At 67.2% G+C, this 19,410-nt stretch carries 16 protein-coding genes; 7 read left to right on the top strand and 9 right to left on the bottom strand.

Translation table 11 applies throughout. The features are described 5' to 3' along the window. Positions 1 to 9: 9 nt before the first annotated feature. Genes holA through leuS form a run of 3 tightly spaced genes read right to left on the bottom strand, consistent with a single transcriptional unit; the run spans position 10 to position 4,142 of the window. A complete protein-coding gene (gene holA, locus OEL49_RS16215; protein WP_014236323.1) occupies positions 10 to 1,011 on the bottom strand; it encodes a DNA polymerase III subunit delta in 1,002 nt (333 codons plus the stop codon). A 4-nt stretch (positions 1,012 to 1,015) separates the two neighbouring features. Then, positions 1,016 to 1,522, bottom strand: a complete 507-nt coding sequence (lptE, locus tag OEL49_RS16210; protein ID WP_014236324.1) for an LPS assembly lipoprotein LptE — start codon at positions 1,520 to 1,522, stop codon at positions 1,016 to 1,018. A 10-nt stretch (positions 1,523 to 1,532) separates the two neighbouring features. Beyond that, complete coding sequence (gene leuS, locus OEL49_RS16205; RefSeq protein WP_043798851.1) at positions 1,533 to 4,142, bottom strand: leucine--tRNA ligase; 2,610 nt, start codon at positions 4,140 to 4,142, stop codon at positions 1,533 to 1,535. Between the two features lie 143 nt (positions 4,143 to 4,285). Here leuS and OEL49_RS16200 point away from each other — a divergent pair, with 143 nt between their 5' ends. Beyond that, positions 4,286 to 5,179 (top strand): SPOR domain-containing protein, encoded by an 894-nt coding sequence (locus OEL49_RS16200; RefSeq protein ID WP_014236326.1) that lies wholly within the window; start codon positions 4,286 to 4,288, stop codon positions 5,177 to 5,179. A 103-nt stretch (positions 5,180 to 5,282) separates the two neighbouring features. Here OEL49_RS16200 and OEL49_RS16195 read toward each other — a convergent pair whose 3' ends face one another. Continuing rightward, entirely contained in the window at positions 5,283 to 5,642 is a 360-nt protein-coding gene (locus tag OEL49_RS16195; RefSeq protein ID WP_014236327.1) for a hypothetical protein, read from the bottom strand. Between the two features lie 250 nt (positions 5,643 to 5,892). Here OEL49_RS16195 and OEL49_RS16190 point away from each other — a divergent pair, with 250 nt between their 5' ends. Further along, positions 5,893 to 8,100, top strand: coding sequence for a UvrD-helicase domain-containing protein (locus OEL49_RS16190; protein ID WP_287875655.1), 2,208 nt, complete (start codon positions 5,893 to 5,895; stop codon positions 8,098 to 8,100). A 147-nt stretch (positions 8,101 to 8,247) separates the two neighbouring features. Here OEL49_RS16190 and OEL49_RS16185 read toward each other — a convergent pair whose 3' ends face one another. Beyond that, positions 8,248 to 9,549 (bottom strand): HD-GYP domain-containing protein, encoded by a 1,302-nt coding sequence (locus tag OEL49_RS16185; protein WP_287875653.1) that lies wholly within the window; start codon positions 9,547 to 9,549, stop codon positions 8,248 to 8,250. Between the two features lie 64 nt (positions 9,550 to 9,613). Between OEL49_RS16185 and OEL49_RS16180 the strand changes: the two genes are divergently transcribed. The 3 genes from OEL49_RS16180 to OEL49_RS16170 are packed head-to-tail and all read left to right on the top strand — an operon-like array spanning position 9,614 to position 12,583. Beyond that, positions 9,614 to 10,588, top strand: coding sequence for a quinone oxidoreductase family protein (locus tag OEL49_RS16180; protein WP_014236330.1), 975 nt, complete (start codon positions 9,614 to 9,616; stop codon positions 10,586 to 10,588). A 15-nt stretch (positions 10,589 to 10,603) separates the two neighbouring features. Next, positions 10,604 to 11,959 carry a TAXI family TRAP transporter solute-binding subunit gene (locus OEL49_RS16175; RefSeq protein ID WP_014236331.1) on the top strand — a complete coding sequence of 452 codons (1,356 nt, stop codon included), beginning with the start codon at positions 10,604 to 10,606 and terminating at the stop codon, positions 11,957 to 11,959. Beyond that, on the top strand, positions 11,960 to 12,583 hold the full coding sequence (locus OEL49_RS16170; RefSeq protein ID WP_014236332.1) for a ParA family protein: 624 nt from the start codon (positions 11,960 to 11,962) through the stop codon (positions 12,581 to 12,583). Between the two features lie 76 nt (positions 12,584 to 12,659). Here OEL49_RS16170 and OEL49_RS16165 read toward each other — a convergent pair whose 3' ends face one another. The 3 genes from OEL49_RS16165 to pmbA all read right to left on the bottom strand — a co-directional run bounded on the left by OEL49_RS16165 (position 12,660) and on the right by pmbA (position 16,529). Beyond that, positions 12,660 to 13,748, bottom strand: coding sequence for a TRAP transporter substrate-binding protein (locus OEL49_RS16165; RefSeq protein WP_014236333.1), 1,089 nt, complete (start codon positions 13,746 to 13,748; stop codon positions 12,660 to 12,662). A gap of 160 nt (positions 13,749 to 13,908) precedes the next feature. Then, complete coding sequence (locus OEL49_RS16160) at positions 13,909 to 15,000, bottom strand: TRAP transporter substrate-binding protein (RefSeq protein WP_014236334.1); 1,092 nt, start codon at positions 14,998 to 15,000, stop codon at positions 13,909 to 13,911. A 134-nt stretch (positions 15,001 to 15,134) separates the two neighbouring features. After that, the gene (pmbA, locus tag OEL49_RS16155) at positions 15,135 to 16,529 is read right to left on the bottom strand and encodes a metalloprotease PmbA (protein ID WP_014236335.1); all 1,395 of its coding nucleotides are present in this window, start codon (positions 16,527 to 16,529) and stop codon (positions 15,135 to 15,137) included. A gap of 77 nt (positions 16,530 to 16,606) precedes the next feature. Between pmbA and yjgA the strand changes: the two genes are divergently transcribed. After that, positions 16,607 to 17,164, top strand: a complete 558-nt coding sequence (gene yjgA, locus OEL49_RS16150) for a ribosome biogenesis factor YjgA (protein ID WP_287875646.1) — start codon at positions 16,607 to 16,609, stop codon at positions 17,162 to 17,164. Continuing rightward, on the top strand, positions 17,161 to 17,754 hold the full coding sequence (gene mog / locus OEL49_RS16145) for a molybdopterin adenylyltransferase (protein WP_130459379.1): 594 nt from the start codon (positions 17,161 to 17,163) through the stop codon (positions 17,752 to 17,754). The genes yjgA and mog overlap by 4 nt, the downstream gene beginning before the upstream one ends. Positions 17,755 to 17,762: 8 nt before the next feature. Here the strand turns inward: mog and OEL49_RS16140 are convergent, their stop codons facing one another. Then, on the bottom strand, positions 17,763 to 19,280 hold the full coding sequence (locus OEL49_RS16140; RefSeq protein ID WP_287875640.1) for a hypothetical protein: 1,518 nt from the start codon (positions 19,278 to 19,280) through the stop codon (positions 17,763 to 17,765). Between the last annotated feature and the right edge of the window lie 130 nt (positions 19,281 to 19,410).

The raw sequence follows: 19,410 nt of genomic DNA, 5'->3' as shown, positions 1-19,410 counted from the left end.
GCATCCGGCCTAGCGCAGGCTGAGGCCCAGGCGCAGGAATTCATCCCACACGTCGCCGCCGCCCAGGCCCTTGATGCAGCGGTCGATATGGGCCGTCTGGGCCAGGGCCGCCCGCAGACGCGGCGCGTCAAGCCGCCCCAGGGCGCGCTTGACCAGGGCCTGGCGCGGCCCCCAGATGCGCTGTTCCTTGAGCAGCTGGTCCGCCGGCCGGCCGGCGTTGAGTCCTTCCTTCAGGGCCGCCAGGGCCCGCACTTCCTCCGTCACCGCCCACAACACCAGGGGCGGCGCTTCGCCCTCCTGGCGCAGGCCATCCAGGGTCCGCGTCAGGCGGGCCAGGTCGCCCTGCAGCAGGGCTTCCCGCAGACCGTCGATATCGTAGCGGGCCACATTGAGCACCGCCTCCCGCACCTGTTCCAGGCTCAGCTTGCCTTTGGGGAACAGCAGTCCCAGTTTCTGGATTTCCTGGTGGGCCGCCAGCAGATTGCCTTCCACCCGCTCGGCGATGAAGCGCAGGGCTTCCGTCTCGGCGCTCTGTTCCTGGCGCTGCAGGCGGCCGGCGATCCACTGGGGCAGTTCGCCGAGGTTGGGGGCCTGCAGCTTGAGCACGGTGCCGGCTTCGGCCAGGGTCTGGAACCAGGAGGCCTTTTCGTCCTGCCAGGTCAGCTCGGGCAGGGTGACCAGGGTCATGGCGTCGCTGGAAAGGCGCTGGCAATGTTCCTGCAGGGCCTGGCCGCCGTCCCGCCCGGGCTTGCCGGTGGGGATGCGCAGGTCGATCAGCTTGCGGTCGCCGAAGAGGGAGAGGTTGCCGCCGGCCATGGCCAGCTGGGTCCAGTTGAAGCCCTGGCCGGCCACCAGCACTTCCCGCTCGCTGTAGCCCTGGCGCCGGGCGGCGGCGCGGATGGCGTCGCCGGCCTCGATCACCAGCAGGGGCTCGTCCCCATACACGACGTAGAGCGGCCCCAGGGGGCGTTCCAGGTGGGCCGCCAGCTGTTCTCCCCGGAGCTGGGCCACGGCGTCAGTCCTCGTTTTCGTCCACCGGCGGCTTGGCCTTGGCCATGCGCCGGATCAGCTGCTGCACCAGGTCCCGCTGCATGTCCTGCCACAGCAGTTCCTCTTCCTGGGCCTTGGACAGCACCTGGGCATCGTCGTAGGTGATGTCCCGGGTCAGGTAGATTTCCATGGGTGCGGAGAGGGCCTTGCCCTTGGCGTCTTCCAGGCGGAAGTTGGCCCGGTACTGCAGCTGCAGTTCCCGCACCCGGCCGGCGGAGTTGTAGGACAGGGCGATCCGCTCCCGGCGTTCCGGGAACTGGACCAGGGTGGCCGCCGCATCTTCCCGGTTGTCCACCAGTTCGGTGGACTTGTTGGCCCGGATGTATCGTTTCAGGTTGGCGGTGATTTCCGAATTCTCCGCCATGGACACGTACAGGGTCGGAAAGGGCATGGTCTGGGCGCCCCGCAGCTGGAAGCCGCAGCCGGCCAGCGTTACGAGCAGGACAAGGGAAACGAGCAGACGGGCGCGCACAGACGACTCCTTAAACCACGATATTGACCAGACGGCCGGGCACCACCACCACCTTCTTCGGGGCCTGGCCGTCCAGGTGCTTCTGCACCGTCTCGGAGGCCAGGGCGGCCGCTTCGATGGCATCCTTGGCCGCATCGGCCGGCACCTTGATGCTGCCGCGCAGCTTGCCGTTCACCTGCAGCATCAGCTCGATCTCGCTCTGCACCAGGGCGGCGGCATCGGCCTTGGGGAAGGCGGCCTGGCCGGCATCGGCACCGGGCTTGAGTTCGGCATAGAGGGCCTGGCAGGCATGGGGCACGATGGGGAAGAGCATCAGCACGGCCGCTTCCAGGGCTTCCTGCTTGACGCTGCTGGCGGCCGGGCTGTCCGGCAGCTTGGCGAAGGCGTTGAGCAGCTCCATGACGGCGGCGATGGCGGTGTTGAACTGCTTGCGCCGGCCGTAGTCGTCGGTGACCTTGCCGATGGTCTGGTGCAGCTGGCGGCGGAAGTCCTTGAGACTGCCCTCCAGCTCGCCGCCGCTGTAGGCGGGAACGATGCCGGCGGCCACATGGTCGTGGGTCAGCTTCCACAGGCGCTTCAGGAAGCGGAAGGCGCCCTCGACACCGGCGTCGGACCATTCCAGGGACTGGTCGGGCGGGGCGGCGAACATCATGAACAGGCGGGCCGTGTCCGCGCCGTACTCGTCCATCAGGGATTGGGGGTCCACGCCGTTGTTCTTGGACTTGGACATCTTCTCGGTGCCGCCGATGACCACCGGCTGGCCGTCGGCCTTGAGGGTGGCGCCGGTGGGGCGGCCGCGCTCGTCGGTGGTCACATCCACGTCGGCCGGGTTGATCCACTCCTTCTTGCCGCCTTCGGCGTCGCGATAGAAGGTGGGGGCCACCACCATGCCCTGGGTCAGCAGGTTGGCGAAGGGCTCGTCCAGCTTCTGCTCACCGAAGAGGCCCACGTCGCGCATCAGCTTGGTGAAGAAGCGGGAGTAGAGCAGGTGCAGGATGGCGTGCTCGATGCCGCCGATGTACTGGTCGATGCCGCCCTTGCACCAGTAGGCCACACGCTCGTCCACCATGGCCTGGGTGTTGTCCGGGCAGGCGTAGCGCAGGAAGTACCAGGAGGACTCGACGAAGGTATCCATGGTGTCGGTTTCACGACGGGCCGGCTTACCGCACTTGGGGCAGGTGCACTCGTAGAACTCGGGCATCTTGGCCAGGGGGGAACCGGCACCGGTGATTTCCACGTTCTCCGGCAGCACCACGGGCAGCTGGTCGTCAGGCACCGGCACGTCGCCGCAGGACTCGCAGTGGATCACGGGAATCGGGCAGCCCCAGTAGCGCTGGCGGGAAATGCCCCAGTCGCGCAGACGGAACTGCACCTTCTTCTCGCCCAGGCCCTTGGCCGCCAGGTCGGCGGCGATGGCATCCACGGCGGCCTCGTAGGCCAGGCCGTCGTACTTGCCGGAATTGACGCAGGTGCCGCGGCTCTTGTCGCCATACCATTCCTGCCAGCCGTCCAGGCTGAAGGTCTCGCCTGCAGCGGCGATGACCTGCTTGATGGCCAGGTTGTACTTCTTGGCAAAGGCAAAGTCCCGCTCGTCGTGGGCGGGCACGGCCATCACGGCGCCTTCGCCGTAGCCCATCAGCACGTAGTTGCCGACCCACACTTCCACCTGCTCGCCGGTGAGGGGGTGCTGAACGAAGATGCCCGTGGGCATGCCCTTCTTTTCCATGGTGGCGATGTCGGCCTCGGCCACGCCGCCCTTCTTGCATTCCTCGATGAAGGCCGCCAGTGCCGGGTTATTCGCGGCGGCGCGGGTGGCCAGGGGATGCTCGGCGGCCACGGCGACGAAGGTGACGCCCATGATGGTGTCGGCCCGGGTGGTGAATACCCACAGTTTTTCGTCACTGTTGTCGGCCAGGGGGAAGGCGAAACGCACGCCGGTGCTCTTGCCGATCCAGTTCTTCTGCATCAGGCGCACCTGCTCGGGCCAGCCCGGCAGCTGATCCAGGTCGGCCAGCAGTTCCTCGGCGTAGGCGGTGATCTTCATGTAGTACATGGGGATCTCGCGCTTTTCCACCAGGGCGCCGGAGCGCCAGCCGCGGCCGTCGATGACCTGCTCGTTGGCCAGCACGGTGTGGTCCACCGGGTCCCAGTTCACGGTGCCCAGCTTCTTGTAGATCAGGCCCTTTTCATACAGGCGGGTGAACAGCCACTGTTCCCAGCGGTAGTACTCGGGGGTGCAGGTGGCGAATTCCCGCTCCCAGTCGATGGCGAAACCCAGGCGCTGCAGCTGGCTGCGCATGTAGTCGATGTTGGCGTAGGTCCACTTGGCGGGGGGCACCTTGTTCTGGATGGCGGCATTTTCCGCCGGCATGCCGAAGGCGTCCCAACCCATGGGCTGCAGCACGTTGTAGCCCTGCATCTTGTGGAAGCGGGTCAGCACATCGCCGATGGTATAGTTGCGCACGTGCCCCATATGCAGCTTCCCCGACGGATAGGGGAACATGGAAAGACAGTAGTACTTGGGCTTGGTGGTGTCTTCGACGGCACGGGCGGCCTGGGTCTTGACCCAGTGTTGCTGGGCGGCGAGTTCGACTTCCGCGGGTTGGTATTTTTCCTGCATTTGGGCGGCCAGAAATTCGTTGCAAAGCGTGAAATTATAACCGGTCCGCTCCTGCTCCATTGGGCAAAATCGGCTCTTTGCCGCCGCCCGGGCGGTTTCCTGATCATGAACGGGCCGCTCCAGGCCACTGCGGAGAGATGAACATGGGATTGTTGCGCCCCCTGCTGCTTTCAACCCTGACGCTGTGGGCCGCCGCCCCTGCCGTGGCCGGACCGGCCTCCCGGCAGGCGGTGGTGGAGGCCGTGCAGGCGCCGGCCTGGCTGGAGCGCAGCGGCGAGCGCCGGCCCCTGGTGCCGGGCCAGTCCCTCGCCAACCGGGACAGGATCGTCACCGGCAGCGGCTCCCGGGTGCTGATCCAGCTGCCCGAAGGCAGCGGCGTCAAGCTGGGGGAAAACGCCCAGCTCCATCTCAACGCCATCGGCCAGCGCCCGGGGGGCGTCTATACGGCGGCCCTGGACGTGCTGCGGGGCGCCTTCCGCTTCACCACCGGCCTCTTTCCCCAGCGCCTGACGGGGCGGGCCATCAACGTCCGCGCCGCCACCCTGACCGCCGGCATCCGCGGCACCGACCTGTGGGGCAAGTCCGCCGAGGACAAGGACCTGATCTGCCTGCTCGAAGGCCATATCGTGGTCACCCATCCCCTGGGCGAACCCATGGCCTTGAGCGAGCCTCTGGCCTTCGCCAGCGCCCTGCGGGACCAGGCGCCCGGTGCGGTGGCCAGCGTCGAGGCGGCGCAGGTGGAGAAGTGGGCGGCGGAAACGGAAATCCAGGCCGGGGCCGGCGTCCTGCGCCGTGGCGGCGCCTGGGGCGTCAACCTGCCGCCGGTGGCGACCCAGGCCGAGGCCCTGGCGTTGTACGACCAGCTGCGGGAGGCCGGCTATCCGGCGCGGATTCGTCCGCGTCACGATGGGGCCGGGGAGGAGGGCTACGTCTATGTGCTGCGGGTGGGGGGCTTCGCCGGCCGGGAAGAGGCGCGGCAGATGGCGGGTCGTCTGGCGGCGGAGCTGGGCGTGGCGCCCGGGGCCGTCTCCCGCTGAAGGCGGGAATCGGGCAGGCGAGGGGAAATTCAGGGGGTAAGGAGCCGCCGGGGCGGCTTGGTCCCGGGTGGTCCGATCGGGCGGCCTGGGCGGCCGCCTGGGCTCAACAGCCGACCTTGCGCTTGTGCAGGTCGGGGGTGAACACGTTCTTCCAGGTGTCCTGCCAGAACTTGGCGGCGTTTTCCGCAGCCATCAGGCCGAACATGGCCATGCGGCCCTGGTGGCGCCAGATCCAGCTGACCTGGGCGGTGCTGTTGCTGTAGGGCTGGCGCACGGTGCCGCCGGCGCGGGCTTCCACCAGATCGAGAAAGCGCTCGATGCTGTGGCGGTGAAACTCGGAACCCTCGGTGCAGCCACAGGCGGTCTTCGCTTCCTCGACGGCGCGTTGCCACAGCTTGGTGGCCATGGTTTCGGTGATGCCGGCTTTGCGGGCGATCCAGGGCAGAATCTTCGGGTTGTTCATGCTGTTTCCTTTCAAACTTGGCGGTAACCAATGCAGTCCGTCCGCGGCCTTGTGGGCTTGGTGACTGTTTTATGTTGCATTGCAATATCGATTATATCTCAGATGTTCCGGCGATCATTTGTGGTTTACCCGTAGCATCCGGAAGATTGGATGGTGCGGCGCACCAAAAAGTTCCCCGGCCCCGGCGGGGCTATAATCCCGGCCTGACCTTAACCTGCGTCCGCGCCCCTGCCCGCGGCTTCCCGTCCCCATGTCCGACCTGCTTGCCAATCTCAATCCAGAACAACTCCAGGCCGTGACCCTGCCGCCCCAGCATGCCCTGATCCTGGCCGGCGCCGGTTCGGGCAAGACCCGGGTGCTCACCACCCGCATCGCCTGGCTCATTTCCACCGGCCAGATGGGGCCCCACGCGGTGCTGGCGGTGACCTTCACCAACAAGGCGGCCAAGGAGATGCTGGCCCGCCTCTCGGCCATGCTGCCCATCAACACCCGGGGCATGTGGATCGGCACCTTCCACGGCCTGTGCAACCGGCTGCTGCGGGCCCACCACAAGGAAGCCGGGCTGCCCTCCCTGTTCCAGATCCTCGATTCCGCCGACCAGCTCTCCGCCATCAAGCGTCTCCTGAAGAACCTCAACGTAGACGACGAGAAGTTCCCGCCCCGGGAGCTGATGCACTTCATCAACGCCCACAAGGACCAGGGCCTGCGCCCGGCCCAGGCCGAGGTGTGGGACGACTACACCCGCCGCCGGGTGGAGCTGTGGGCCGAGTACGAGGGCCAGTGCCAGCGCGAAGGGGTGGTGGATTTTGCCGAACTGCTGCTGCGCACCTACGAGCTGCTGTCGCGCAACGAGCCCCTGCGCCGCCATTACCAGGAGCGCTTCCGCCACATCCTGGTGGACGAGTTCCAGGACACCAACCGCCTGCAGTACGCCTGGTTGAAGCTCCTGGCCGGCCACGACGGCACTGCCGGCGCGCCCCAGGGGGCAGCGGTGTTCGCCGTGGGCGACGATGACCAGTCCATCTATGCCTTCCGCGGCGCCGAGGTGGGCAACATGCGGGACTTCGAGCGGGAGTTCGGGGTACAGAACGTCATCCGCCTGGAGCAGAACTACCGTTCCCACGGCAACATCCTGGATGCGGCCAACGCCCTCATCAAGAACAACCAGGGCCGCCTGGGTAAGAACCTGTGGACCGACCAGGGTGCCGGCGAGCCGATCCGGGTGTTCGAGGGCTTCTCCGACCTGGACGAGGCCCGCTGGATCGTGGACGAGGCCCGGGAACTGATTCGGGAGGGCGTCTCCCGGGACCAGATCGCCTTCCTCTACCGCTCCAACGCCCAGTCCCGGGTGCTGGAGCACGAGCTGTTCACCAAGGGCGTGGCCTACAAGGTGTACGGCGGCCTGCGCTTCTTCGAGCGCCAGGAAATCAAGCACGCCCTGGCCTACTTGCGCCTCTTGGCCAATCCGGACGACGACACCGCCTTCCTGCGGGTGGTGAATTTCCCCACCCGGGGTATCGGCGCCCGCAGCCTGGAAAACCTCCAGGAAGCGGCCCACCGTTCCAACTCGCCCCTCTACAACGCCGCCGCCAGCCTCACCGGCAAGGCCGGGGCCGCCGTCGGCGCCTTCATCCGCCTCATCGAGGAGCTGCGGCGGGAGACGGAAAACCTGCCCCTGCCCGAAGTGGTGGAACACATCATCGAACGTAGCGGCCTGCGCCAGCACTACCTGGGCGAGAAGGAAGGCCAGGAGCGGCTGGAGAACCTGGACGAACTGATCAACGCCGCCGCCAGCTTCATCGCCGAAGAGGGGGCCATGCCGGTGCCCGATCCGGCCACCCCCGATGCACCCCTGCCGTCGCCCCTGGCCTCCTTCCTCGCCCACGCCAGCCTGGAGGCCGGCGACCACCAGGCCGGCGACGGCCAGGAGGCGGTGCAGCTGATGACGGTGCATGCGGCCAAGGGCCTGGAGTTCGACGTGGTCTTCATCTCCGGCCTGGAGCAGGGCCTCTTTCCCCACGAAAACTCCGTCATGGAAAAGTCCGGCGAGGAGGAAGAGCGCCGCCTCATGTACGTGGCCATCACCCGGGCCCGCCAGCGGCTCTACATGTCCCACGCCCAGACCCGCATGCTGCACGGCCAGACCCGCTACTGCGTGCCCTCCGCCTTCTTCGACGAGTTGCCCCAGGAACTGCTGCTGCGGGTCAATGCCCGCAGCACCCCGGCCTACGACAACAGCTACAGCCGCAGCCCCCGGGCGGCGGCACCGGTGACGGCCTACGAAAGCGCCGCTCCCGCCGGGCTGCGGGTGGGGCAGAACGTCAGCCACGCCAAGTTCGGCCAGGGGGTCATCGTCGCCACCGAGGGCCGGGGCGCCGATGCCCGGGTCCAGGTCAATTTCGGTTCTGCCGGCATGAAGTGGCTGGCCCTGGAATTCGCCAAGCTGACACCGCTCTAGGATGGGTTTGACGCCCGGCCTGCCGGGCAGATGGGACGCCGCTGTTGCGGCGATGTGCCCTGAGGGGCAATAGGGACGGACGTTGCAGGCATGGCCATGCCGGGAGGCTGGTCCCGCCTGCCTCCCGGGCAAGGGCTGCGGCGGGACTTATTCCCGGGCGAGGAAGGCGGCGAAGAAGTAGCGGCTGATGCGCTCTTCCAGCAGGGCCTGGATGGCCCCTTCGTCGAGGCGCGACAGTTCGGCGTGGAGGGGCGCCGCCACCGGGGCGAAAGCGGCCACCAGCCGGGGATCGAAGTGGGTCCCCGCATCCTTGTGCAGGATGGCCAGGGCCGCTTCGCACGTCATGGGTTCCTTGTAGGGGCGGCGGGAGGTGAGGGCGTCGAAGACGTCCACCACCGCGAAAATGCGGGCGTTGAGGGGAATCTCCTCGCCCTTCAATCCCTGCAGGTAGCCGCTGCCGTCGTACTTCTCGTGATGGAACTGCACCACCTCCCGGGCCGCCTGAAGCCAGGGGGAGGGGGCGATGATGTGCACGCCGAGGGAGACGTGGGTCTGCATGATGCGGAATTCCTCCGCATCCAGCTTGCCCGGCTTGAGCAGGATGTTGTCGCTGATGCCGATCTTGCCCACGTCGTGCAGGAAGGCGCCGATGATGAGGGCCCGCATGGCGTCGCCCTCCACCCCCGTGACCTCGCCCAGGCGGCAGGCGTAGAGCGCCACCCGGTAGTTGTGGATGCTGGTGTCCGAATCCCGCTGGGCGATGGCGGCGCCCAGGACCGAGGCCATTTCCAGGTTGCCCCGCAGCACCTCCCGGGAGAAGCGCAGCACGTTGCGGTTGAGGGAAAGGATCACCGGGTACAGCACCACCGTGGTGATGAGGGCGGCGGCCAGCACCAGGCCCAGGATCAGGTTGAGGTCCCGGCGCAGGCGGGCCTCCTCTTCCGGCGAGACCAGGAAGACGCCTTCGAAGTAGCCGGCGATGTTGCGCTCCCGGTCCAGGATCGGCACCAGCACCTGCACCACCGTGTTGTTGAGGATGGTGTGTTTCTCGTAATGGTGTTTGCCGTCCATGGGGAAGGCGTGGGCGCTGCCCTTGAGCCCGGCCTCGATGTCCTGGTGGGCCGGATTGACCGCCTCCACCACCTTGCGCCGTTCCCGGTCATACAGCTCGATCACCACGAAATGGTCGCGGACGAAGCCCAGGGCCCGCTGCCGCAGGAAATCCAGCTGCTGGGCCGACATTTCCGCCGCCTCCAGCTCGGCCGCCTGGAAGCGGGCCGATTCGGCCTGGGCCAGGGCCACCACCGCATCGTCGATGCGCTCCGTCGCCACATACCAGGCGCTGCCGCCCAGGAGCAGGGAAACCAGGGCCCAGGCGAGCAGCAGGCGGCCGAGAACGGTGTGGTGGATATTGGTCATGGCGCCAATATTAAGGCCAATCGGGGCCATTCGCACCGCCGGGGAGCGGCGGTATAGTGACGCACCCCCAGCAGAATACAAAAGGAGACAAAAAATGACCCATGCCATCCGCTTTCACCGCACCGGCGGCCCCGAAGTGCTGCAGTGGGAAGAGGTCGGCGTCGGCGAGCCCGGCCCCGGCGAAGTCCGGGTGCGCCATGCCGCCGTCGGTCTCAATTTCATCGACACCTACCATCGCAGCGGCCTCTATCCCGTGCCCCTGCCCTCCGGCATCGGCCTCGAAGGCGCCGGCACGGTGGAAGCCCTGGGCCCCGGCGTCACCCACCTGCAGGTGGGCGACCGGGTGGCCTATGCCGGCGGTCCCCTGGGGGCCTACAGCGAGGCCCGCCTGATTCCCGCCGACCGCCTCATCCGCCTGCCGGACAGCCTCTCCTTCGAGACCGGCGCCGCCATGATGCTGCAGGGCCTCACCGCCGCCTACCTGCTGCGTCGCACCTACCGGGTGCAGAAAGGCGACACCGTGCTGATCCACGCCGCCGCCGGCGGCGTCGGCCTCATCGCCTGCCAGTGGGCCAAGGCCCTGGGGGCCACCGTCATCGGCACCGTTTCCACCGAGGCCAAGGCCGAGCTGGCCCGGGCCCACGGCTGCGACCACCCCATCCTCTACACCCGGGAGGACTTCGCCCGGCGGGTGCGGGACATCACCGGTGGTGAAGGCGTGCCGGTGGTCTACGACGGCATCGGCAAGGACACCTTCACCGGCTCCCTGGACAGCCTGCGGCCCCTGGGCACCATGGTCAGCTTCGGCAACGCCTCCGGCCCGGTGGGTCTGATCGATCCCCTGCTGCTGTCCCAGAAGGGCTCCCTCTTCTTCACCCGCCCCACCCTGATGCACTACACCGCCCGCCGCGCCGACCTGGAGGCCCTGGCGACGGAGCTGCTGGGCGTGGTCACCAGCGGCCAGGTGAAGATCGAGGTGCACCAGCGCTTCCCCCTGCAGCAGGCCGCTGCCGCCCACATCGCCCTGGAAGGCCGGCAGACCACCGGCTCCACGGTGCTGCTGCCTTAAACGGAAAGGTCGTCCATGGGCGCCAAAGTTCGCAACAGCCTGCTCTCCCTGCGGGACCTCCTGGCTACGGCCTGGCCCATCGTGCTGGTGGTGGCCCTGGGTTTCGTCGTCGCCGTCCAGTTCATCCAGCCGGCGCCGCCACGGCACGTGGTCATGTCCGCCGGGGCCGACAGCGGCGCCTACTACGCCTTCGGCAAGAAGTATGCGGAAATCCTGGCGCGTAACGGCATCACCCTGGAGGTGCGCACCTCCAACGGTTCCGCCGAGAACCTGCAGCGCCTGCTGGACAAGGACAGCGACGTGGAGATCGCCCTGGTCCAGGGCGGCGTCGAGGCGCCCCGGCCGGACTACCTGGAGGAGGACGAGGCCCTGCCCCTGTCCTCCCTGGGCAGCATGTACTACGAGCCGGTGTGGGTCTTCTACCGCAGCGAGCGGGAACTGGAGCGCCTGCACCAGCTGGCCGGCAAGCGCATCGCCGTCGGCGCCGAGGGCAGCGGCATCCGGGGCCTGGCCCTGCAACTGCTGGCGGCCAACGAGGTGCCGGTGGACGGCAAGCACCTGCTGTCCCTGGGCGGCCTCAAGGCGGCCGAAGAACTGCAGCAGGGCCGCCTCGATGCCGCCTTCGTCATCGCCGCGCCGGAGGCGCCGGTGGTGCAGGTGCTGCTGCGCTCCCCCGGCATCAAGGTGATGAACTTCGCCCAGGCCGAGGCCTACACCCGGCGCTTCCCCTACCTGTCGAAGATCGTCCTGCCGGAAGGAGCGGTGGACCTGGTGCGCAACTTCCCGCCCCACGACACCACCCTGCTGGCGGCCACCGCCAATCTGGTGGTGCATGACAGCCTGCATCCGGCCATCCAGTCCCTGCTGTTGCAGGCGGCCAGCGAAGTGCACGGCAAGGCCGGCTTCTTCCAGCGCCGCGGCGATTTCCCGGCGGTACGGGACCAGAGCCTGCCGGTGGCCGACACGGCGGAGCGCTACTACAAGTCCGGCCCGCCCCTGCTGCAGCGCTATCTGCCCTTCTGGGCGGCGATCCTGGTGGACCGGCTGGTGGTGCTGCTGTTGCCCATCTTCGCCCTGCTGCTGCCCCTGCTCAAGGTGGCGCCCTCCATCTACAGCTGGCGCATCCGCTCCAAGATTTTCCGCTGCTACGGCGACCTCAAGTTCCTCGAGAACGAGCTGAAGGAAAGCTATGATCCGGGCCGCAAGCTGGAATACCTGGACCGCCTCGACCGTATCGAGGACGAGGCCTATCGGCGTAATATCCCCCTGGCCTATTCGGACCTGCTCTATACCCTGCGGGAACACATCGAACTGGTGCGCCACACCCTGGAGCGGCTGGCGCGACATGCAAACGTGGAGGAAACCCCCTAGATGAAGGCTTACCTGATCGCCAACCCCAAGGGCGGCGCCGGCAAGAGCACCCTGGCCACCAACCTGGCCGGCTATCTGGCCCAGTCCGGCAAGCCCGTGATGCTGGGCGACCTGGACCGGCAGCAGTCCTCCCGGGAGTGGCTGGCTCTGCGCCCCGGCTTTTTGCCCGCCATCCGCAGCTGGGAACTGAAGCACGACGAGCCGGCCCGGCCGCCCAAGGGCACTACCCATGCGGTACTGGATACGCCCGCCGGCTTCCACGGCAAGGCCCTGGACCGCACCCTGAAACAGGTCACCCACGTGCTGGTGCCGGTGCAGCCCTCCCTCTTCGACATCCTGGCGGCGCGCCACTTCCTCGACACCCTGCTGGCCGAGAAGGCCGTGCGCAAGGGGGAGCTGCAGGTGGCGGTGGTGGGCATGCGGGTGGATGCCCGGACCCGGGCGGCGGGGGAACTGGAGCGCTTCTTCGCCGCCTACGACCTGCCCATCCTCGCCTATCTGCGGGACACCCAGCTCTACGTCCAGGCGGCGGCCCAGGGGGCCACCCTGTTCGACCTGACCCCGGCCCGGGCCGAGAAGGACCTGGAGCAGTGGCGCAGCATCATCGACTGGGTGGATGCCTGAGGCTCCCGTCCGTCTAGCTAGGACATAAAAAAAGCCGCCGGATCACCGGCGGCTTTTTTGCGGGCGATGCCCGGGCTTACTTGTGGCTCTGCAGGAAGCGGTCCATGGTGGTGTCGGCCACGCTGAACCAGGCGTTCTGGGTACGGCGGTATTTGTCGTACTCGGTCCACACCTTCTTGAAGGCCGGGTTCTTCGCCGATTCCTCGGTGTACAGGTCCATGGCGGCCTTGTAGGCGGCTTCCAGCACCGCATCCGGATACTTCTGCAGCTTCACGCCCTGGGACAGCAGGCGGGAGAGGGCGGTGGGGTTCTTGTGGTCATACTCGGCCAGCATGGTGACGTTGGCCTCGTAGGCGGCGGCCTGGAAGGCCTCCTGGTATTCCTTGGGCAGCTTGTCCCATTCCTTCTTGTTCACGAAGAAGTGGATGGTGGGGCCCGGTTCCCACCAGCCCGGGTAGTAGTAGTTTTTGGCGACCTTGAAGAAGCCCAGCTTTTCGTCGTCGTAGGGGCCGACCCATTCGGCGGCGTCGATGGTGCCCTTTTCCAGGGCGGGATAGATGTCGCTGCCGGCGATTTGCTGGGGCACGGCGCCGAGGCGTTCGAAGACGGCGCCGCCGAGGCCGGCGATGCGCATCTTGAGGCCCTTGACGTCATCCAGAGTCTTGATTTCCTTGCGGAACCAGCCGCCCATCTGGGTTCCGGTGTTGCCGCCGGCGAAGGACACCACGTTGTAGTTGGCGTAGAACTCGTCCAGCAGCTTCTGGCCGCCGCCGTAGTAGATCCAGGCATTCATCTGGCGCGGGTTCATGCCGAAGGGCACGGAGGTGCCGAAGCCGAAGGTCTTGTCCTTGCCCACGTAGTAGTAGGAACAGGTGTGGCACATCTCGACGGTGCCCTGCTGCACGGCGTCCAGGGCCTGCAGGCCGGGGACGATCTCGCCGCCGGCAAAGACGCGGATGTCGAACTTGCCGCCGGTCATGGCGCGCAGGCGGTTGGCCAGCACGTCGGCGCCGCCGTAGATGGTGTCGAGACTCTTGGGGAAGCTGGAGGTCAGGCGCCACTTGATGGTGGGCTGGGATTGGGCGATGGCGGGAGCCGCGACGGTGGTGGCCACGCCGGCACCGGCAGCGACGCCGGCATTTTTCAGGAATTTGCGACGATCCATGGTTTGTCTCCTTATTTTTGTTGCCTAACTGATGTTGCGAAAGCCGGGCGGCTGAACCTCACCGCTGCCAGCGATGAAAACAGCAAAGGGGATACATGTGCAAATGCCCCAGCCGTCGTGTCGATGGCTGGGGCACTCCTGTTACTGCGTCGAGCTTACCTTACTTGTGGGTCTGCAGGAACCGGTCCATGGTGGTGTCGGCCACGCTGAACCAGGCGTTCTGGGTCTTCCGGTACTTGTCGTACTCGGTGTAGATCTTCTTGAAGGCCGGGTTCTTGGCAGATTCTTCGGCGTAGATTTCCATGGCGGCCTTGTAGGCGGCGTTCATGATCTCGTCGGAGTACTTCTGCAGCTTCACGCCCTGGGACAGCAGGCGGGAGAGGGCCGGCGGGTTCTTGTGGTCGTACTCGGCCAGCATGGTGACGTTGGCCTCGTAGGCGGCGGCCTGGAAGGCCTCCTGGTATTCCTTGGGCAGCTTGTCCCATTCCTTCTTGTTCACATAGAAGGAGAAGGCGGGACCCGGCTCCCACCAGCCCGGGTAGTAGTAGTTCTTGGCGACCTTGAAGAAGCCCAGCTTCTCGTCATCGTAGGGGCCGACCCATTCGGCGGCGTCGATGGTGCCCTTTTCCAGGGCGGGATAGATGTCGCCGCCGGCGATCTGCTGGGGCACGGCGCCGAGGCGCTCGAAGACGGTGCCGCCGAGGCCGGCGACGCGCATCTTGAGGCCCTTGATGTCGCCCAGATTCTTGATTTCCTTGCGGAACCAGCCGCCCATCTGGGTCCCGCTGTTGCCGCCCATGAAGGAGACGATGTTGTAGTTGGCGTAGAACTCGTCCAGCAGCTTCTGGCCACCGCCGTAGTACACCCAGGCGTTCATCTGGCGGGCGTTCATGCCGAAGGGGATGGAGCAGCCCAGGGCGAAGGTCTTGTCCTTGCCCACGTAGTAGTAGGGGGCGGTGTGACAGCACTCGACGGTGCCCTGCTGCACGGCGTCCAGGGCCTGCAGGCCGGGGACGATTTCACCGCCGGCGAAGACGCGGATGTCGAACTTGCCGTTGGTCATGGCGCGCAGGCGGTTGGCCAGAACTTCGGCGCCACCGTAGAGGGTGTCCAGGCTCTTGGGGAAGCTGGAGGTCAGACGCCACTTGATGGTGGGCTGGGTTTGGGCGATTGCGGGTGCAGATACGGTAGTGGCAGCAGCGCCGGCAGCAATGCCGACACCAGCTTTTTTGAGAAAGGAACGACGTTCCATTTTGTCTCCTCCAGGGATTGTTCGGTGTGTTGCAGCCGACGCATTATAGCGACGGCCCGAAGCGGTCCGGCAATAGGGATTACCCTAATCCGGACCGGCTGGAAGAGCTTGCTGGAAGCGGCTTTCGCCCGGGGTCAGGCGCCCGCGACAGTCATCCGCTGGATGAGAATGGAACCCGTCTGCTTGGAGCCGCGCACCACCACGTCGTTGCCGACCCCGGCGATGTTCATGAACATCTCCTTGAGGTTGCCGGCGATGGTGATTTCCTCCACCGGATAGGCGATTTCGCCATTCTCGATCCAGTAGCCGGCGGCACCCCGGGAGTAGTCCCCATTGACGTAGTTCACCCCCTGCCCCAGCAGTTCGGTGACCAGCAGGCCGCGCTTGACCTGGCGGATGAGGCCGGCCAGGTCTTCCCGGCCCGGCTCCAGCACCAGGTTGTGGCAGCCGCCGGCGTTGCCGGTGGTGGTCATGCCCAGCTTGCGGGCGGTATAGACGCTGAGGAAATAGCCGTTGAGCACACCGTCGCTCACCACCTGGCGCGAGCGGGTGGCGACGCCGTCGTTGTCGAAGGGGCCGGAGGCCAGGCCCTTGGGCAGGTCGGGGCGCTCGCTGATGTTGATGCCGGGGGCGAAGATGCGCTTGCCCAGGCTGTCCACCAGGAAGCTGGCCTTGCGGTAGAGGCTGCCGCCGCTGGCGGCATAGACGAAGTTGCCGAGCAGGCCGCTGGCGATGGGGGCCTCGAAGATCACCGGCACCTCGCAGGTCTTCACCTTGCGCCCGCCCAGGCGGGACAGGGCGCGGCGGGCGGCGTAGTCGCCGATGCTCTCGGGGGCGGGGAAGTCCGCCGGGTCCCGGTGGGTGGAATACCAGTCGTCCCGCTGCATTTCCGCATTGCGCCCCTTCTTGCCGGCGATGACGGAGCAGGCAATGTAGTGGCGGGAGCTGGGGTAGCCGCCGGCAAAGCCCAGGCTGTTGGCGGTGGCGAACTGGCCTTCCTGCAGGGAGACGGTGGCGCCCTCGGAGTTTTTCACCAGGGGACTGACGGCGAAGGCCGCATCCTCGCAGCGGCGGGCCAGGTCGATGGCGCCCTCCACGCTCAGCTGCCAGGGATAGTAAAGCTGGGGATCCTGCCACTGCTTGGCCAGCAGGGCCTTTTCCGGCAGGCCGGCGCAGGGGTCCTCGGCGGTGTAGCGGGCGATGGCCAGGGCCGCATCCACGGTCTGGGCCAGGGCCTGGCGGGAAAAGTCGCTGGTGGAGGCGTAGCCCTTGCGCTGGCCCAGGTACACCGTGACGCCGATGCCTTTGTCCCGGTTGTATTCGATGGTTTCCACCTCGCCCTGGCGGACGCTGACCGACTGGCCGAAGCCCTCGGAGACATCCACCTCGGCTGCGGAGGCGCCGCCCCGGGTGGCCAGGGCCACGGTGTCCCGGGCCAGTTGCAGCAGGTCGGCCTGGGGCAGGGAGAAGCGGCCGGAAGTGGCTGCAGCGGTGGTACGGGAGGGCTTGGGGAGAGCTTTCTTGGCCATGAACAGCGAGACAGAGGGGTAAAATCGCTATCATAGCAGCCCCCACCGCCCACCCCTGCCGAGAAGTACAAGGAATCATGGAAGAACTGGACCCCCTGGACGGCGAGCCCGTCAGCAAGACAAAACGCAAACAAGCCATGCAGGACAAGCAGGACCTGGGACGCGCCCTGGTGGAACTGCCGCCGGACCGTCTCAAGCGCCTGCTGGGCAAGGTCGAACTGTCCGAGACCCTCAGCGGCGCCCTGCTCGAATACCAGCGCCTGCCCAAGCGGGAGGCCCAGCGCCGGCAGCTGCAGTACATCGGCAAGCTGATGCGGGATGTGGACCCGGAGCCGATCCAGGCCGCCCTGGACGTGGTCAATGGCGCCTCCGCCGCGGAGAACGCCAAGCTGCACCGGCGCGAGCGTCTGCGCACCCTGCTCCTGGAAAACGAGGCCGTGGCCCTGGCCGACATCGCCGTCCACTGGCCCCAGGCCGATCTCACCCACCTGCGCCAGCTGCGCCGCAGCGCCCTCAAGGAGCAGGAACAGAACAAGCCGCCGAAGAGCTATCGCGCCATCTTCCAGGTGCTGAAGGAACTGGAGGAGGGCGGTGCTGCCGCAGCCACCGGGGATGATGCCGGGGAGGAAGCATGAGCGAAGGGCCCCTGCGCGTCGGCCTGGTCTCCATCAGCGACCGGGCATCCAGCGGCGTCTATGAGGACAAGGGCCTGCCGGCCCTGCGCCAGTGGCTGGACGGGGTGCTGCTGACCCCCTGGGAGGAAGAGTCGCGCCTCATCGCCGACGACCAGCCGGGCATCGAAGCCACCCTCATGGAACTGGTGGACGACGAAGGCTGCCATCTGGTGCTGACCACCGGCGGCACCGGTCCGGCGCCCCGGGATGTGACGCCGGAAGCCACCCTGGCGGTGGCGGACAAGGTCATGCCCGGCTTCGGCGAGCAGATGCGGCAGATCGGCCTGCAGTTCGTGCCGACCGCCATTCTTTCGCGCCAGGTGGGGGTGATCCGCAAGCAGGCCCTGATCCTCAATCTGCCGGGCCAGCCCAAGTCCATTCAGGAAACCCTGGAAGGGGTGAAGGACGGGGAGGGCAAGGTGCTGGTGCCCGGCATCTTCGCTGCCGTGCCCTACTGCCTGGACCTCATCGGCGGGCCCTATGTGGAAACCCGGGAATCCGTGGTGGCGGCCTTCCGTCCCAAGTCGGCACGGCGTCCGCCGGCCGCCTGAGTCGGCCTTCAGTTGTCGCTGCGCAGTTCCCGGTAGCGGGCGATTTCGTAATCGCTGCCGCTTTCCTGGATGTCCATGGGGGTCAGCAGCAGGTGCCGGCCTTCGGCTTCGCACTCCAGGTTTTCCCGCACGTCGAAGCTGGCCGGCGGCATTACCACCCGCACTTCCCCTTCTTCCATGCCATCCCGCAGCAGCATGCCCGGAATGCCCGCCGCCAGGGCGTAGGCCGAGGTGCTGCGGGGCCGCAGCTCCACCGCCAGGGCCTGGCGCGCCAGGGTCTGGATGCCGACCGCGGCCTGGGTATCTGATTCCCGGCCGTAGCGCCGCACCACGCCGAGCAGCCAGTTGCTGCCGCCTTCCGGCTGCATGGCCAGGAGGGCGCCGATGCGCAGCCAGTCGCCGCGCAGGTTCGGCACCAGGGCGCCGAAGCCGCCCAGGCTGACGTTGTCGGCGATCCAGCTTTCCGCCGCTCCGTCCCCGTCCGGCTTGCCGGAAAAGACCTTGAAGGCCGCCTCGAAACCGTTGACCACGGTGAGCAGGGATTTCACCTGGTGCCGCCGGTGTTCCCGCAAGGGCGGGGTCGGCGCCCAGTGCATGGCCAGATGGTGCAGCACCGGCAGGATCATGCGGGCCGGATACTGGCCCCCCAGATTCACCTCTTCCGGCACGGTGCCCAGTTCGACGCTGCGGATCAGTTCGGCCAGGGTCTGGGGCGCGTTGCCCGGGGCGAAGAAGCGCAGGGTCGGCGCCGCCTGGGGCTCCCGGGTGAGGCGTACGGGCGGCAGGGGCTGGGCCGGGTCGATCCAGTACACGCTTTCGGGACCGGAGCGGCTGCCGAACACGAACAGGGGCAGGCAATGGCCGATCAGCCTTTCCGCCAGTTCGATCTCCGCGGGCAGCAGGCTGTCCATGGAGGAGGCGTGGAACATGAGCACCTTCAGGTATTCCAGGGTGGCGGAGGAGGAACTGCTCTGCCCCGGATAGAGCAGCAGCAGGCGCCCGGCGACGCCTTCGCTTTCCGCCGCCAGATAGGCCTGGCCCAGGCGCAGCCAGATGTCGCCTTCCACCGGGCCGTAGTGGTACTGGCGCCACTTCAGCTGGTTGCCGTAGGCCAGGATGAGGCGGGCGTGGATCAGGGGCAGGTGGGGCTTGAGGGCGTCAGCCCCCTTCTCCTTGCCGCGGTAGCGCGCCAGGGATTGTTCGTAGAGCCGTGCCAGCAGGTCCCAGAAGGCGGTGCTGGCGGTCCACAGGCGCCGCTCCTCGGTCTTGGAGAGGCGGGGGGAGTGCAGGTAGTCCCGGGTCAGGCGGCGCAGGTGGGGCTGGGCCGCTTCGTCCAGCTGGCGCACGGTGTCGAACAGCTGCTCGGGTTTGAAGCCTTCGGCGCTGAGCAGGGACTCGAACCAGGCCAGCACCTCGTCCACCGCCTTGAAGGCATTGTCCAGGGGCAGTTCGGCGATGGCGCGGCGCAGTTCCTTGGCGTCGGCCAGGGGGTGCTCCGGCTTGGCGGAAAAGAGGCTCAGAATCACGATGTTCCCCGTTGAAGTCGTTCCAGCGATATTGGCGGTCCTGTCGCCGCCTCCATGGACGGGTCCGCCTGTGCCGGCAGCTCCGGAGCCAAGCTTACGTCATTTTTCCCATGCTGCGAACTGTCCCCCA

This window comes from Azospira sp., from assembly GCF_030247495.1.
GTDB lineage: Bacteria > Pseudomonadota > Gammaproteobacteria > Burkholderiales > Rhodocyclaceae > Azospira > Azospira oryzae.
This window is presented reverse-complemented; position numbering and strand designations above follow the sequence as displayed.